This window comes from Alcaligenes sp. RM2 (assembly GCF_052931795.1).
Genome location: NZ_JBRFIO010000005.1, coordinates 243,536 through 258,370, shown reverse-complemented (window position 1 = coordinate 258,370; position 14,835 = coordinate 243,536). Strand labels below are relative to the sequence as shown.

16 protein-coding genes are annotated in these 14,835 nt (G+C 57.0%); 9 read left to right on the top strand and 7 right to left on the bottom strand.

The annotated features are described in order from the left end of the window. The coding region (locus ACU6HM_RS16615; RefSeq protein ID WP_446764090.1) for an autotransporter outer membrane beta-barrel domain-containing protein at positions 1-1,193 on the top strand (1,193 nt) is incomplete at its 5' end. 138 nt (positions 1,194-1,331) lie between these two features. Here ACU6HM_RS16615 and ACU6HM_RS16610 read toward each other — a convergent pair. The 7 genes from ACU6HM_RS16610 to ACU6HM_RS16580 all read right to left on the bottom strand — a co-directional run bounded on the left by ACU6HM_RS16610 (position 1,332) and on the right by ACU6HM_RS16580 (position 8,910). Next, entirely contained in the window at positions 1,332-1,883 is a 552-nt protein-coding gene (locus ACU6HM_RS16610; protein WP_009458676.1) for an adenine phosphoribosyltransferase, read from the bottom strand. 170 nt (positions 1,884-2,053) lie between these two features. Then, positions 2,054-3,748 carry a thiol reductant ABC exporter subunit CydC gene (cydC, locus tag ACU6HM_RS16605; RefSeq protein ID WP_336973316.1) on the bottom strand — a complete coding sequence of 565 codons (1,695 nt, stop codon included), beginning with the start codon at positions 3,746-3,748 and terminating at the stop codon, positions 2,054-2,056. Continuing rightward, positions 3,745-5,445, bottom strand: a complete 1,701-nt coding sequence (gene cydD / locus ACU6HM_RS16600) for a thiol reductant ABC exporter subunit CydD (RefSeq protein WP_021447170.1) — start codon at positions 5,443-5,445, stop codon at positions 3,745-3,747. The genes cydC and cydD overlap by 4 nt, the downstream gene beginning before the upstream one ends. Next, positions 5,446-5,586 (bottom strand): cytochrome bd-I oxidase subunit CydX, encoded by a 141-nt coding sequence (gene cydX / locus ACU6HM_RS16595; RefSeq protein ID WP_009458674.1) that lies wholly within the window; start codon positions 5,584-5,586, stop codon positions 5,446-5,448. It abuts the gene before it with no gap. A gap of 14 nt (positions 5,587-5,600) precedes the next feature. Further along, positions 5,601-6,752 (bottom strand): cytochrome d ubiquinol oxidase subunit II, encoded by a 1,152-nt coding sequence (gene cydB, locus ACU6HM_RS16590; protein WP_021447171.1) that lies wholly within the window; start codon positions 6,750-6,752, stop codon positions 5,601-5,603. Positions 6,753-6,767: 15 nt separating this feature from the next. Next, a complete protein-coding gene (locus ACU6HM_RS16585; RefSeq protein WP_009458662.1) occupies positions 6,768-8,351 on the bottom strand; it encodes a cytochrome ubiquinol oxidase subunit I in 1,584 nt (527 codons plus the stop codon). Next, positions 8,344-8,910 carry a GbsR/MarR family transcriptional regulator gene (locus ACU6HM_RS16580; protein ID WP_026483763.1) on the bottom strand — a complete coding sequence of 189 codons (567 nt, stop codon included), beginning with the start codon at positions 8,908-8,910 and terminating at the stop codon, positions 8,344-8,346. Before ACU6HM_RS16580 ends, ACU6HM_RS16585 begins: the two co-directional genes overlap by 8 nt. A gap of 157 nt (positions 8,911-9,067) precedes the next feature. Between ACU6HM_RS16580 and ACU6HM_RS16575 the strand changes: the two genes are divergently transcribed. The 8 genes from ACU6HM_RS16575 (at position 9,068) to hprK (ending at position 14,814) form a co-directional block, all read left to right on the top strand. Then, positions 9,068-10,057 carry a KpsF/GutQ family sugar-phosphate isomerase gene (locus tag ACU6HM_RS16575; RefSeq protein ID WP_250756173.1) on the top strand — a complete coding sequence of 330 codons (990 nt, stop codon included), beginning with the start codon at positions 9,068-9,070 and terminating at the stop codon, positions 10,055-10,057. 2 nt (positions 10,058-10,059) lie between these two features. Continuing rightward, complete coding sequence (locus tag ACU6HM_RS16570; RefSeq protein ID WP_321290990.1) at positions 10,060-10,665, top strand: KdsC family phosphatase; 606 nt, start codon at positions 10,060-10,062, stop codon at positions 10,663-10,665. A gap of 2 nt (positions 10,666-10,667) precedes the next feature. Then, complete coding sequence (lptC, locus tag ACU6HM_RS16565) at positions 10,668-11,288, top strand: LPS export ABC transporter periplasmic protein LptC (protein ID WP_009458655.1); 621 nt, start codon at positions 10,668-10,670, stop codon at positions 11,286-11,288. Further along, positions 11,285-11,935 carry a lipopolysaccharide transport periplasmic protein LptA gene (lptA, locus tag ACU6HM_RS16560; RefSeq protein WP_021447173.1) on the top strand — a complete coding sequence of 217 codons (651 nt, stop codon included), beginning with the start codon at positions 11,285-11,287 and terminating at the stop codon, positions 11,933-11,935. The genes lptC and lptA overlap by 4 nt, the downstream gene beginning before the upstream one ends. A gap of 18 nt (positions 11,936-11,953) precedes the next feature. Continuing rightward, positions 11,954-12,745: an LPS export ABC transporter ATP-binding protein gene (lptB, locus tag ACU6HM_RS16555; protein WP_009458653.1), complete on the top strand. Its 792-nt coding sequence runs from the start codon at positions 11,954-11,956 to the stop codon at positions 12,743-12,745. 189 nt (positions 12,746-12,934) lie between these two features. Then, positions 12,935-13,261, top strand: a complete 327-nt coding sequence (hpf, locus tag ACU6HM_RS16550) for a ribosome hibernation-promoting factor, HPF/YfiA family (RefSeq protein WP_009458652.1) — start codon at positions 12,935-12,937, stop codon at positions 13,259-13,261. A 154-nt stretch (positions 13,262-13,415) separates the two neighbouring features. After that, positions 13,416-13,916 carry a PTS sugar transporter subunit IIA gene (locus tag ACU6HM_RS16545; protein WP_051316301.1) on the top strand — a complete coding sequence of 167 codons (501 nt, stop codon included), beginning with the start codon at positions 13,416-13,418 and terminating at the stop codon, positions 13,914-13,916. Further along, positions 13,888-14,814, top strand: a complete 927-nt coding sequence (gene hprK / locus ACU6HM_RS16540; protein WP_009458650.1) for an HPr(Ser) kinase/phosphatase — start codon at positions 13,888-13,890, stop codon at positions 14,812-14,814. The genes ACU6HM_RS16545 and hprK overlap by 29 nt, the downstream gene beginning before the upstream one ends. Positions 14,815-14,835 lie beyond the last annotated feature (21 nt).

The following is a 14,835-nucleotide window of genomic DNA, read 5'->3' as shown; positions in this document are numbered from 1 at the left end:
AATACAGTCACATCACTTATGACATGGCTTTCCTGTCGCCCACACTGCTTTATGGCCCCAGCCTGTCCTTGATGATCAAGCGCAATGACACGCCGTTTGCCACATTTGCCAGTACCGGCAACCAGAAAGCCGTGGCCAACGCTCTGGATACCGGCTCGGACCAGCCACCAGCCGCGATGGCTGAACTATATGACACGATGCTCAATGCCCAGTCTGGCAGCGTGGCAGGCTATATGGAACAGCTACAAGGTCAGATCCATGCAGGAACCACCTCGGCTCTGCTGAGCAACAGCGACCTGCTGCCCCGCACCCTGGGTAAACAAGCCTCAGGCGCACGTAATAAAAACGGCAAAGACACCGTTTTATGGGCCGAAGTGATTCACCAACAACGTGATCTGGACGGTGACGATAACAGCCAGGATGTACGCCATAAGGTGGGCGGCCTGTTCCTGGGTGGCGATACCGCCATCGGCGAACAAGGCTGGCGCATGGGTACCTCTCTGGGCTATCTGGAAAACCGTATCAAGCTGGACGACCGCCGTCAGACCTCACGCAGCAACAGCTACAGCGCCGCCCTGTACGGAACGCAAGCCTGGGAAATGGGTTCGGGTAGTCTGAGTCTGCTGGCAGGTGGTGCTTACACCCGCCATAGCCTGGACAGCGAGCGTTCTCTCTCCGTTCACCAATACGAAACGCTGAAGGCTGATTACAAAGCGCACAGCATCCAGGCCTTTGCCCAACTGGGTTACCGCATGCCCGTCAGCCCCCGCTCCAGCGTAGAACCATACGCCAGCGTGAACTGGCACCAGTTGCGTCACGGCTCCTTTAGCGAATCGGGTGGTCAGGCAGCCTTGCGCGGAGACTCGCAACGCCAGAATCTGAGCACCGTCACGCTAGGTCTGCGCGGCACCACGGAACTGGACTTGTCCAAAACCACGCTGTCCTTGAGCGCCGGTTTAGGCTGGCGTCATGCCCTGGGTGACACCACACCCGAGCGTGAACTGGCCTTTGCCGCCTTGCCCGGTAGCAACTTCCGCATCAGCGGCGCGCCTATCGCCAAAAATGCTGCTGTCGCCGAATTGGGCGCTGAACTGAAAGCCGGCAAAAGCACCTCCTTTGGCTTGAACTACCAGGGTCAGTTTGGTCGTAATCAGGACCATGCTGGCTCCCTGTTCATGAAGGTCCGTTTCTAAGCACTACGACCACGCGCGGGGCTGGCAGTACCCCAGTCCCGCTCTCCAGCAGACAGACATGAAAAATCCCTGCGATGCTCCGGGCATGGCAGGGATTCAGGCTACAAAGCCGAACCGGCAATACGCCGGTTCTGGCAATTAGCGGTCAGATTCGTTAAAGCTACATACGGTGTAAACCGACAAGCCGGAATCTGTCACGGCCTTGGATCCACCCAGTTCAGGCAGATCAATAATCGCGGCGGCTTCCACCACGTTGGCACCCAGGCGCTGCAGCAAACGAGCCGCCGCCAGCAAAGTACCGCCAGTAGCGATCAGGTCGTCAATCAGCAGGACACGCTGGCCGGGGCGCACGGAGTCCGTGTGCATCTCGACGCTGGCATTGCCATATTCCAGGGAGTACTCTTCGGCCACGGTATTGAAAGGCAGCTTGCCTTTCTTGCGCACAGGCACAAAACCCAGGTTCAGCTCGTAAGCCAGAACCGAGCCCACGATAAAGCCACGCGCATCCACACCCGCCACCAGATCCAGCTTTTGTCCCATGTAACGGTAGACAAAAAGGTCAATCAGAACGCGGAAGGAGCGTGGGTCCTGCAAAACGGTGGTGATATCGCGGAAAGTCACCCCTGGCTTGGGCCAGTCCGGCACATTGCGAATGATTTGACGGATGTACTGGGTGGGATCAATTTGCATGTCAAAGCTTCTACAACAGAAAATCCGGGCGCGAAGGGCGCACTTGGATACGTTGCAAGTGTACACAATTGGGCAGCAGCAACAAGGGCTCGCCCGGCTTGTGCCCGTAAGTTGTACTAATACGACGCGGCTGGGTAAAAAACGCTACAGACTTGACCCGAAGTATCCTTTTAGTTTGGTCCTAAAGTATCCATTGCTGCGCCGGATTTGCACTGCAAACGCCCCGCCTCAAACTGATAAACGCTATCGACCAAAGGCAGCAAACGGGTATCGTGTGTCGCCATAATCACAGTTTTCCCCCGCGCTGCGGCCAGAATATCCTGCATCAAGGCCTGACTGGTCGGGCCATCCAGACTGGCCGTAGGCTCGTCCAGAAACCAGATATGGGCAGACGACAACAGTACACGCGCCAGACACAGGCGACGCTGCTGCCCCAAGGACAATTGCTGCCCGCCCTCGCCCAGCCAGGTATCCAGCCCTTGGGGCAAATCACGTACCACACTGTCCAGCTGGGCATCGTGAAGAGCCTGCCAGATTTGTTGCTCTGAAGCTGTCGGTTCTGCCAGCAAAAGGTTATCTCGCACCGAGCCCAGAAACAGCGGCGAGTCCTGTGCCAACAAGGCGCAATGATCAAACCAGCTGGCGCGGCTCCAATGCTGGGCTGCTTTACCCTCAACCAGATACTGCTTTCCCGAAACAGGTAACAAGCGCATCAGCACACCCAGCAAGGTGGACTTGCCGGAACCACTGGGGCCAAAAATAGCAATGTGCTCACCAGCTTGGACTTGCAGCGACAACTGCTCCAATACAGGCTGTGAACCGTAGGCAAAATTAAGATCTGTGATTTCGAGGGAGGCTGGCTTGTCCAACGCAATCGCCTGCCCTTGCGCCTGATCGGTTTCCTCGGGCTCGTCCAGAATGGTCAGCAAACGATTGCTGGCTGCCTGAACCTCTCCCAAGCGGGACGCACCGCGCATCATGGGTGCCATGATCTCGAACAAGCCCAGCAAAGCCAACACCAGCCCCACCCACAAGGGGCCGCTCATGGCTTGCAGATTGACCTGTTGCGCTCCAACCAGCAGGCAGGTCATCAAGGCCACGCCCATCAAGACCTGCTGGGAAAACTGCCCGACAATGCCCCAGCCATTACTGCGCAAACGGGCTTTCCCCAGTTCCAGACCCAGCTTGTCCACTTGTTCCTGCACGGCATCCGCAGCGGCAAACACCTGAATATCAGCATAGGCGCGGATGGCCTGATGCACCAGAACACGCTGGCGGTTTTCCAGTTGATGGACTTGCTGGGCTGCACGGCTGGCGCCACGGGCGCAAATATACGGAATCAGACAAGCGGCAATCAACAAACAAGCCAGAATCAGCCAGGCCCACCAGGACAGCCAGGTTTGCAGCACAGCGCTAAACACCAGACCAGCCACCACAGCCGTAGTCAGCGGCACCAAAATCAGCAAAAGCACCAAATCCAGCACAGCCACGTCAGAGGTCAGACTGGAAGCCAGCTCCCCATCTCGAAACTGGGCCAAGCGAGACTGACTGAATCGGCTCAAGCGTCCGAAAACCAGGCTGCGAATACGTACTTGCAGATCCAGCGTCAGGGCATGGCCGACGACGCGTTCCAGATACCGGGAGGCGATACGCCAAAAAGACAGGCCACGAATCATGGCCGAAGGGCCAAACAGATTGAACACGATGCCCAAAGTAGCCAGGAAAGCACTACTTAGAAACCAACCAGCCACACCCAAAAGGCCGACACCGGCGGCCACCGTGCTGATCGCCAGCAGAACCGTAAACAATACGGCCCCACGTCGTGCGCGCAGGCTGGAACCTAAAAGACGAAACCACGCTTTCATGCCGTCAGAACTCCTTGGGCAATGTGCAGTTGGTTCGAGCACATGGCCGCCAGCTCCTGGTCATGCGTGGCCACGACCAGACAACGCCCCTGACAGAAGCGAAGAATATTGCGCATGACACGATTCCGGGTCGCCGCATCCAGGCGGGAGCTGGGTTCGTCCAGCAAGACCACATGCGGGTCTGTCAAAAACAGGCGGGCCAGTGCCAAACGCTGAATCTGGCCACCGGAAAGCCCAAAACCACCCTCGCCCAGCGCCGTTTGCAAACCATCGGGCAAGGCCCGTACAAATTCGGCTGCACAGGCTTGTTCCAAGGCTTGCCACAGCTGTTCATCACTGGCTTGTGGGGCTGCCAGACGCAAGCCATCGGCAATGGTCCCCATGGCTAAAAAGGCCTGCTGGGAAATCAGTACGACGCCATCATGGCGCGTCAGCAAACGCCCGGCAGTATCGCTGTTGCGCAGCAAAATTTCACCCTGCGCCAAGGGGCGCAAACCAATCAGGCTTTCCAGCAGACTGGTCTTGCCGGAGCCGCTGGCCCCCAGCAAGGCGTATGACTGATCTATATAAAGTTGCAGGCCGGGCACTTCCAGCAAGGTCCCCTGCCCGCCCAACTGCGGCAAATGCAGATGACGCAATACCAGTACCGGTAAGTTGGGAAAAACCGCTTCATTGTCGGCGCTGGTGGGAGCCGCAGGAATCAAATCCTGGCCCAAGTTTGCCCACAGTCTGTCGACTTCCACCGCAGCCGCACGCGCCGCTGCCCGATCATGATAATTAGCGGCCAATTGGCGCAAGGGCTGGTAGGCCTCGGGGGCCAGGAGCAAACAGAACAAGCCTTGTTGCAGGCTAATGCCCGAGAAGGACTCGCCCAGATAGCCCAGGTAACCCAAGCCAATGTAGACGGCTATCCCGGCCACACCCAATGCCGCGAAGAACTCCAGCACAGCCGACGATAAAAATGCGATTCGCAGCACTTTCATGGTACGTGTGCGCAGCTCCTGACTGGCCAATTCCACACGCTGCAACTCGTCCTGCCCACGCCCCATCAGGCTCAGGGTAAAAATGCCGCGCAGCCGGTCGGCGAAAAAGCCGGACAGTCGCAGCGTTGTTTGTTGTTGTTCACGGCTGGCCGCTTCCGCCCCCCAGCCCACCAAGGCCATAAACAGGGGAATTAAAGGTGTGCTCAACAAGAGAATCAAGGAAACAATGCCATCCACCGGCAAGACCGCCAGCACTAGCGCCAAAGGAACCAGGGCTGCCGCTGCCATGCAAGGGATATAGCGAGTCACAAAGCCATCCAGGGCTTCAATTTGCGTGATCAAGCTGGTGGACAGTTCGCCGCTATTGCTGGCCCGCAAACGCGGCATCGTACTGCGGAAGAGTCGGGCAAACAGCTCGGAGCGCAGTCCTTGTTTCAGATGTTCTGAAACCTTTTGCGCACGGCGCTCGCCAAAAGCGGAAATAGCGGCACGCAGCAACAAAAGTGCGGCCACCATCAGGATAGAGAAAAGCTGCCCTGTCCAGGGCAAGCCATCGACCACAATTGCTTGCACAATCTTTGCCAGCAACCAGGCCTGGGGAATCAGTAAAGCGCCGGCCAGCACGGGGGCCAGCATGGAAGCCCGCAAAGCCGTGCGGGCGCGGCTGGAGAATTGCCCCAGCCATTGTTGCGCCGTTGGACTTTGCGGTGTCAATCAGACCTCGATATCTGCTTTAGCCTTGGAGGCGGCTGCGCTCTGCAAAGCGGTGTTTTCACGAAGCTCGAACCACATCGCATTCAGGATGGAGAATGCGCAGGCCAGACCCAAACCTAGAACCCAAGAGAAGTACCACATATGCGCTGGCCTCCTTAGTAAGAATGAGAAGAATCTTTCATGCTGGCAACCGACACCTTGCCACGCATTACGCTATATACCCAGGAGGTATAGAGCACGATGATGGGCAAGAACACCAGTGTCACCAAAAGCATGATCCACAAGGTCAGATGACTGGCTGAGGCATCAAACAGGGTCAGGCTGGAACCGGGGTTCAAGGACGAAGGCAGCAGGAATGGGAAGACGGCAAAACCAAAAGTCAGGATGATGCCAGCCAGTGCCAAGGACGAGAACAGCAGAGCCAACAAGCCGCGACCACGACCAGCCAGCAAGGCACCGAACAGCAAGCCCGCAAAACCGACAATGGGGGCTGCCCACAAGGCAGGCCAGGTACGATAGTTAGCCAACCAGGCACCTTCAACCATATCGACCGTCTTGCCAATCGGGTTGGACATGGCGTGGGCCGCCTCGGGCCAAGGCATGCTATAGCCATTCATGGCACTGATCCACCAGCCGCCGGCAGCAAAAGCCACAATGGACAGCAGGCCCAACGGCAGGGCCCAGGCACGCGCACGACGAGCCACATGATCACTGCCCTTCCAGGCAACCACCACCGCACCTTGGAAAGCCAGCATCAGGACGCTGAGCAAGCCACACAGAACGGCAAAGGGCTGGAATAGACCGAAGAAGTTGCCTTGGTACATGGGGCGCAGCGTTGTCTCGTCAAAGCCGAAAGGTACGCCCAGCATGACGTTCCCAATGGCCACACCAAACACCAGAGCACAAACCAGGCCGGAGGCGGTCCAGATCGCGTCCCAGTTACGACGCCAGCGCGACGAGCTGAGCTTGCTGCGATACTTGATGGCCACCGGGCGAACAATCAAGGCGACCAAAAGCAGCATCATGGCCAGGTAAAAGCCCGAGAAAGCCATGGCATACAGCAAGGGCCAGGCTGCAAAGGCCACACCACCGGCCACGATCAACCAAACCTGGTTACCTTCCCAGACCGGGCCAATCACGTTGTACAACGTACGCCGCTCATCATCAGTGCGAGCAACCAGCGGCAACACCATAGCCACACCCAGGTCGGCCCCGTCCATGATGGCAAATGCCGCCAACAAAACGCCCAGCAGCAACCACCAGATGATGCGCAAGGTGTCGTAATCGAGAAGAATCAAATTTTCCATGATGGTTCCCCCTCCTTAACCGCGCAGCAACGGAGCGTTGCGCGAACCATAAGACAAAGCGGAAGGTGTGGCGGTCTCGCCAGCCTCGTCCGGACCTTTACGCACCGAGTGCAGCATGACCTTGATGCCAATCACCGCCAAAGTGGTATAGAGCAACAGGAAAATGGTCATACTGATCATCAAGTCCACAAAGGACAGACCAGAGGCCGCATAGTAGGTAGGCAAGACACCTTCAATCGCCCAGGGCTGACGTCCGAACTCGGCCACAAACCAGCCACATTCGATCGCAATCCAAGGCAGGGGAATGCTCCAGACCGCTGCTTTAAGCAAGCGCGGGTGACGTTGCAGACGGTCACGCGATGCCAGCACAAAAGCCACGCCAAAGAACAGGATGAAGTACAGCCCCAGCGCCACCATCACACGGAAGCTCCAGAACAGGGGCGCAACCTGTGGCACCGTATCCCAGGCAGCCTGGGCGATGGTCTCGGTATCGGCTTTGGTAATGTCGTCCGTATAACGCTTGAGCAGCAAGGCATAGCCCAGGTCTTTCCAGTTATTGTCAAAGACGCGGCGGGCCTCGATATTGCTGTCATCAGCGCGCACCAGCTGCAGTGCCTCGTAAGCACGCAAGCCATTGGCAATACGAATCTTGGCATGTTCGACCAGTTCATTAATGCCCAGCATGGGGGTACTGACTGAGCGTGTACCGATCAAACCCATCACCCATGGAATTTCCACGGCAAAGCGGTTTTCACGGGCCTCCTGATCAGGCCAGGCCAAGAGATTGAAACTGGCAGGGGCTTCCTCGGTTTCCCACATGGATTCCATGGCTGCGATCTTCATTTGCTGGTGTTCAGTAGTCAGGTAACCACTTTCATCACCCAGCACCACCACGGACAGGGACGCTGCCAAGCCGAAACTGGCCGCTACCGTCATCGAGCGCTTGGCCAGATCAATATGGCGACCACGCAGCAAGTACCAGGCACTGATACCCATCACGAACATGGCACCCAGGACATAGCCGGCACTGACGGTATGAACAACTTTGGCTTGCGCAACGGGATTGAGAATGACCTCGGCAAAATCGGTCATTTCCATACGCATGGTGTGGGGGTTGAAGATGGCACCGACCGGATTCTGCATCCAGCCGTTAGCGACCAGAATCCACAGAGCCGACAGGTTGGTACCGATGGCAACCAGCCAGGTAACAATCAGGTGTCCCAGTTTGGAGAGGCGATCCCAGCCGAAAAAGAACAGGCCGACAAAGGTTGCTTCCAGGAAAAAAGCCATCAAACCTTCAATGGCTAGCGGTGCTCCGAAAATATCGCCTACATAGTGACTGTAATAGGCCCAGTTCATGCCGAACTGAAACTCCATCACAATCCCGGTGGCGACACCCAGGGCAAAGTTAATGCCAAAGAGTACGCCCCAGAACTTGGTCATGCGGCGCCAGATGGCCTTGCCCGTCATGACATAGACGCTTTCCATAATGGCCAGCAAAAAAGACAGGCCCAGCGTCAAGGGAACAAATAAAAAGTGGAACATCGCGGTGGAAGCAAATTGCAACCGCGACAAGGTAACAACATCCAGATCAATCATGACGATCCCCAGTTTGATCAGCTTTGCGAATCTTCCCGGCGAACCCCAGCACTTTCTGAACTTTGCTACCTAAACGCATCAGATTTTGCAGGGTCTCGGGCGGTAAGTGATGAACCTCGTCAAACCAACCACAAGCCAACTCGATCAATTCCAGCATTTCATTAATGCGCTGCTGCCCATATGCCTCTTCGTCATTGACGGGCGCTTCCATTAGGATACTTCGCAATAAGGTCAATGTGGGATCAATCTCGCGCTTACGCTTTTCCTCCACCAAAGTACGGAAAATATCCCATACATCCTTGGGAGATTCAAAGTATTCGCGGCGCTCGCCAATCTTGTGCGTCATGTTGACCAGTCTCCAGGACTGCAACTCGCGCAAGCTCATGCTGACATTGGAGCGGGAGATGCCTAGCGTTTCAGCGATCTCGTCGGCGTGGAGGGCTTCGGGGGCAATGAACAGCAGCGCATAGATCTGGCCCACCGTCCGGTTGACCCCCCAGCGCCCGCCCATCTCCCCAAAATGCAGAATAAAACGCTCTGCCTGTGGTCCTAGATTCATGGCTTCCTGAATTTTCAGTAATTACTGAAATTACAAAACAAGACGTATCTTAACCCTAAACTATTCGGCTTGCCACTGGTCCAAGGCCATCTGTCCTTACAATTTGCCTCCTGCAAATCTACATGCCAAGCAGACACTTCACGTTTACAATTTCGCCATGAATACACCGGCACTTTTAGACCCCGCACATATCCTGTCCTCGGCACAACGCACCTTCGCCATTGAAGTTGACGCGTTACAAGCGCTGGGCGGGCGTCTGGACCAAAGTTTTGTAGAAGCCACCAAGCTGCTCGTGCACTGTCAGGGCCGTGTGGTGGTGACCGGCATAGGCAAGTCCGGCCACGTGGCGCGCAAGATCGCGGCTACCTTGGCCTCGACCGGCACTCCCGCTTTTTTCATGCACGCTGCTGAAGCCCTGCACGGCGACCTGGGCATGATTACCAAGCAGGACGTGGTCATTGCCATTTCCTACTCTGGACAGGCCCAGGAACTGGTCACGGTGCTGACTGTGCTGCGCCGCATGGGTGCCAAACTGATTGCGATCACCGGCAATGCCCAGTCCGAACTGGCCCAAAATGCCGACCTGCATCTGGATGCCCATGTAGAGCATGAGGCCTGCCCACTCAACCTGGCTCCCACGGCCAGTACCACGGCCGCCTTGGTATTAGGTGATGCGCTGGCTGTTGCCTGCCTGGAAGCACGAGGCTTTAGCCGCGAAGACTTCGCCCGCTCCCACCCCGGTGGTGCACTGGGCCGTCAACTACTGACGTTTGTGCGCGACATCATGCGCAGCGGCGAACAACTGCCTATCGTCTCCCCCGAGACCCTGATTCCCGATGCACTGATGGAAATGTCCAGCAAAGGCATGGGCATGACTATTGTCACGGACGCACAAGGCCACCCCGTTGGAATGTTCACCGACGGCGACCTGCGCCGCCTGATCGCTCGTGCCGGCGATATACGCAATCTGCCAGTATCTGAGGGCATGTCGCGCGAACCACGCAGCATTGCCGCCGAAGCCCTGGCCATCGAAGCAGCCGAGCAAATGGATGCCCTGCGTATCAGCCAAATACTGGTATTGGACACAAACGGGCTACTATTGGGAGCTCTGCACATGCACGACCTGTTGGCTGCAAAGGTAATCTGATCATGATGAATACGCCCACCATCCCGCTCCATCCCGCTGAAGCTCAAATTCTGGCCAAGCTGCCCGAGAACGTGCGCACCCAATTACGTCAGTTGCGCATGATGGTGTTTGACGTGGACGGCGTGCTGACCGACGGACGCCTGTGGTACAGCGCGAACGGCGAGGAGTTCAAGAGCTTTCACGCTCTGGACGGCCACGGTTTACGCATGCTGGGCGAAAGCGGCATTCATGTCGCCCTGATTACCGGACGCGAAAGCGGCATCGTATCGCGTCGCGCTGCCGAACTGGGCATTCCTTTTGTTTACCAGGGTGTACGCGACAAAATTGCCATCCTGACCCAACTGGCTCAGGAAAACGGCCTGTCCCTAAGTGAAGTGGGTTATATGGGCGACGATCTGATCGACCTGCCCGCCATGCAGCGCGTCGGTTTTTCCGCCAGCGTGCCTGGTGCCCCCTTCTATATCAGTCAAATTGCCAGCTGGGTAGCCACACAGCCGGCCGGCCACGGCGCAGTGCGCGAATGCTGTGATGCCATCCTGGCCTCCCAGGGTCGCCTTGCGCCCTTTATTACAGGTGGTCCTTTGAAGACCACGGGAGTCATTCAGTAATCATGCGTGACCGTCTACCCACCGTCATTTCCCTGTTGTTGCTGACCTTGCTGGTGCTGGCAACGCTGTGGGCGGTCGATTACACCCAAAGCTCGGTCGCCATTGACCCGCCGCGCCGCATTACCCACGAACCCGACTCCTGGGCGCGCGACTTCACCATGATCAGCTCCGACCAGACCGGGATGGCCATCAGCCGCCTGGATGGCAAGATTGCCTATCACTACCCGGATGACGACTCGCACGACATTACTTCCCCACGCGCGGTCAGCAACAGGGCCGATTCGCCCCTGACCATTGCCACTTCCGATACGGCACACATGAATGCAGGCGGGGACACCATCACCATGAAAGGCAATGCCCATATTCACCGCCAGGCCACACCTGATGACGAGGCGATGGACGTGCGCAGCGAAGTGCTGATCATCCTGCCCGAAGAGGACGTGGTGTACACCAACGAACCGGCCCTGGTCGTCAACGGCCAATCCACCATGCGCGGTACCGGGATGCGTTACGATAATCGCGTTCGCCAATTGAACGTCATGTCGGAATCCGACGTTAAAATCTCCGGCCAACAAACACAAAAAGCGCGTTCTTCCAATAGCTCTAAGGATTCCCCTCCATGACCACGCCTGACAGCGCCCGCCTGGGCCACAAGCCCAAGCTCTCTCTTAGCCTTTTGCGTGGTGCCTTGGCCCTGTGCCTGAGCACTGCCAGCCTGGCTTTGCTGCCTACGGCCCCTGCTCTGGCCCAAGCGGCTGCCTCTGCTGCCGCCGAACCGGACACCTCCGTGCTGTCCGATACCCTGACTTACGACGATATTGCCAAGCAGACCATTTACAAAGGCAACATCATCCTGACCCGTGGCGCCATGACCTTGATGGCTGACCAACTGGCCATCGAGCAGGACGCGGAAGGTTTCCAGCATGGCACCGCAACGGTGACTGAGCGCGCCCGTGTCACTATTCGTCAGGAAGACCCGGCCAAGTTTGAACTGATGGTCGCCGAAGGCGTCCGAGCCATCTACAACGGCAAAACCGAAGAGGTCGAGCTGATTGGCAAGGCAGTCGTCAATCGTTATGTTTGCGGCAAGCTGCAGGACTCTGTCCAGGGCCAGCGCATTATCTACCGCCAAAAAGATGGCACGTACCAGGCCTTTGGTGGTTCGGACTCCGCCACACGTGATGGCCGGGTCCGCTCTGTGGCCCGCCCACGCGCCAATGCCGATGCTGCTCTGGCCGAATGCCAACGCAAGTCCTCCCCCCGCAAATAGCCCGGACCCCCTTGAATCATGGTTGCTTCTAACAACCCGTCTACCCCTACTCGCGCCAGCCACTCGACCAAAGGCAGTCTGATTGCCCAGGGACTGCGCAAGACCTACGGCAAACGTACGGTCGTGCAGGATGTTTCTTTGAATGTGGAAAGCGGCGAAGTGGTGGGCCTGCTAGGCCCGAACGGGGCTGGTAAAACCACCAGCTTCTATATGATTGTGGGCATTGTGCCCGCCGATGCAGGCCGTATTGAAATTGATGGCACGCCCATTACCGCCATGCCCATGCACAAGCGGGCACGGCTGGGCCTGTCCTATCTGCCCCAGGATGCTTCCGTCTTTCGCCGCCTGACGGTTGAAGAAAACATCCGCGCCGTGCTGGAACTGCAGCTGGACGATAACGGCCGCAGCATTAGCAAGAACGACATCAACGAGCGCCTGGAAACCCTGATCAGCGAGCTGCAAATTGCGCACATTCGTCAAAATACCGCCCTATCCCTGTCTGGTGGCGAGCGCCGCCGCGTAGAAATTGCCCGCGCGCTCGCCAGCAACCCTCGTTTCATTCTGCTGGACGAACCCTTTGCTGGGGTGGACCCGATCGCCGTGATTGAAATCCAGCGCATTGTGCAATTTCTGAAAGGCCGCAATATTGGCGTGCTGATTACCGATCACAACGTGCGTGAAACCCTGGGCATCTGTGACCGCGCCTACATCATCAGCGAAGGCACGGTACTGACCAGCGGGCACCCGTCCGAGATCATCGATAACGAAGCCGTGCGCAAGGTTTACCTGGGCTCGAACTTCCGAATGTAAGCCGACTTGTGGCCCTGTAACGGGGCCTGTCGGAGCAAGGGTTTTCCTGCACACCGCAGATTGATCCAGGTCATGTTATCTGACCAACATATAGGTATACTGGAATATCCAAGATCAGTAGTAAGGAGGCTAAACACGAAGATATCCCCCCCTCTGAAACATGTTGTTTGACTACTACGGAGAGCCTATATGAGCCTTAACATCACTGGCCGTAATCTTGACATAACTCCTGCCATTCGCGACTACGTCAAAAGCAAAATTGGTCGAATTGAAAAGCACTTCGACAACGTGGTTGACTCGCAGGTTATGCTTTCCATTGAACGCCTGAAGCACAATGCCGAAGTGACCGTCCGTGTCCCCGGCAAAGATATACACTGCGCCTCTTCAGACGAAAACTTGTATGCCGCCATCGATCTGCTAGCCGACAAGATCGACCGCCAGATTCTGAAATACAAGGAAAAGGCAAACAGCCATGCGCATGAGCCCGCCAAGCGGCTCGAAGTTCCGGCAGCCTGATCACGCCGAACTGTTACAGCAGGCATAGCCGCCTGCCGACAAACCCCGTTCTTTCAGAAGTTCGGGGTTTTGTGTTTCTTGGCACAGTGTCCGCCTGTTGTTAGCCATCCAAAAAATGTTTAGCTAAAAAACATTCCCCCCTATAATGGCCGTCATGAATCTCTTGTCGCGTATTTTGCCTTTGTCCAACGTGGTTCTGGATCTTGCTGTTACCAGCAAGAAGCGCGCTTTTGAACAAGCCGGACTGATTTTCGAGAACCATCACGGCATTGCCCGGACAGCCGTTTTCCATAGCCTGATCGCTCGCGAGCGTCTGGGCTCCACTGCTCTTGGCCACGACGTAGCCGTCCCGCATGGCCGCATCAAGGACTTGAAGGAGCCTTGTGCCGTTTTCATGCGTTTGGCCGAACCGGTGCGTTTTGATGCCAGCGACGGTCGTACCGCCAGCTTGCTGTTCTTTTTGCTGGTTCCCGAAACGGCTACTCAAATTCACCTGGACTTGTTGGCCGAGATCGCCCGTTTGATGGCCGATCAGGACATCCGCCAGGCGCTGGCCCAGGAAACGGACCCTGTTCAAATCCACCAACTCCTGACCCAGACCCCTGATCTCAACGCGGAACATCCCGATGCTGACAGTTCAAGAACTGGTCAATGATAATCATGACAAGCTCGAGGTAAGCTGGGCAGCCGGAAAACAAGCTGCCCAACGCCCCATCCCCGATCTTGGCGCCTCTGCCGCGGATTTGGTCGGCCACCTGAACCTGATCCACCCTGGCCGCATTCAGGTTTTCGGCCCTGAAGAACTCTCTTTTTACAACCGCTTTGACGTCAAACGTCGCCTGCATCATCTGGATGATCTCAGGCAAGGCGGTGTTCCTGCCCTGTTCATTGCCAACGACGCCGTTGCGCCCGACGATCTGATCCAGTTTTGCGAAACCCAAGGGGTGCCGCTGCTCTACACCCCTATCGATGCGGCCCAGCTTATCGATTTGCTGCGCATCTACCTGGGCAAACGTCTGGCCCCCAAAACCACCATGCATGGCGTGTTCATGGATGTGCTGGGTCTGGGCGTGTTAATTACCGGCGAATCCGGTCTGGGTAAAAGTGAACTGGCGCTGGAGCTGATCTCCCGTGGACACGGGCTGGTTGCAGACGATGCGGTTGAGCTGTCCCGCACGGCTCCCAACATGATTGACGGCCAATGCCCGCCTCTGCTGCAGAACCTGCTGGAAGTACGCGGGCTGGGACTGCTGGACATTCGCACCATTTTCGGCGAAACCTCCGTTCGTCGTAGAATGAAGCTTAAACTAATTGTGCACCTGGTTCGTTCCAACCCCGACAGCTTCGAGCGTCTGCCTACGCAGGATCAGACCCAGGAAGTGCTGGGGGTGGACATCAAACGCGTGATGCTTCAAGTGGCCGCAGGCCGGAACTTGGCCGTGCTGGTGGAAGCCGCCGTGCGCAACACCATTCTGGCCTTTCGCGGCATTGATACCATGGGCGACTTCATCGAGCGCCAGGCATTGGCTATCATGAATAGTCGCGACGACTAGGCGCTCAAGGGCCGGTTGGCA